The organism is Leucobacter sp. M11 (genome assembly GCF_035726885.1).
Classification (GTDB): domain Bacteria; phylum Actinomycetota; class Actinomycetes; order Actinomycetales; family Microbacteriaceae; genus JAPFRB01.
This window is the reverse complement of the sequence record NZ_JAPFRB010000004.1, coordinates 443,299-444,134: the sequence shown is the minus strand read 5'-3', so window position 1 is coordinate 444,134 and position 836 is coordinate 443,299. Positions and strand designations below refer to the sequence as shown.

Here is an 836-nt window from a genome sequence, read left to right as displayed (position 1 = left end):
CTCGGTCTCGCCGAGTAGGGCGCTCGCGAGGGACCAGTGCAGGGCGGTGAGCCCGCGGTAGACGGGCGGCAGGGTCAGCAGGAAGCAGAGGCCGATGATGGCGTAGATGATGGAGTCCGCGAACGCGGGGTCGATCTCCAGCCCGGGTCCGACCCGGTCGGGCCAGATCAGCTGGGAGAGGCCGACGTTCCCCGGCCCCTGCGGAATGAACTGGATCAGCAGCCAGTACAGCGTGCCGACGAGGCCCAGCAGCGCCCAGGTGAGGGCAATGGTCCAGGTGATCATGGTGAGAACGAAGCCGAGCAGGCTCTGGTGCAGCATCGCGCGCCAGTCGCTCGCCACCGTGAGGGGGCGGAGGAAACCGCGGACGCCCTGCTCCGGCTGCACCCCGAGGGAGACGCGGCGCGGCGCGGGGATCGGCCGCCCATCCGCGCGGACCACCCAGTCCCGCCAGACGGCGCCCATCCCCCGGGCCGTCACGAGGCCGAACTGGAGGATCACCACGCCGATGCCCAGGACCAGCAGTCCGGAGCCCGCGGCGAACAGCGTGATCAGCACCGAGAACGCAAAGAGCGCGATGGGGAAGTTCCCGAGCAGGAAGCCGGCGGTGGCCGGGGTCTGCTGCCATTGGCGGAGATAGCTCATTCGGTGCGGGGATCCTTCGATCGTCGGGGTGCGCGGCTCGCTCCGGAGGCGGCTCGGGTTCAGGACTGTTCCAGACATACTCCCACCTTCCCAGCCGCTGCCCGCCTCGACTATCCGGTCACCCCCCGAAGACGCGGGTGGCGTTCCCCCCGAATCCGGCAAGCAGGCCGTCGAGTCGGGCGTCACCCGGC

General features: G+C 70.3%; 1 protein-coding gene. It reads right to left on the bottom strand.

Annotated features, from left to right (window positions below; genetic code table 11):
- On the bottom strand, nt 1-723 hold a 723-nt coding region (locus tag OOT08_RS14195), incomplete at its 3' end, for a sensor domain-containing protein (protein WP_325093440.1).
- Nucleotides 724-836 lie beyond the last annotated feature (113 nt).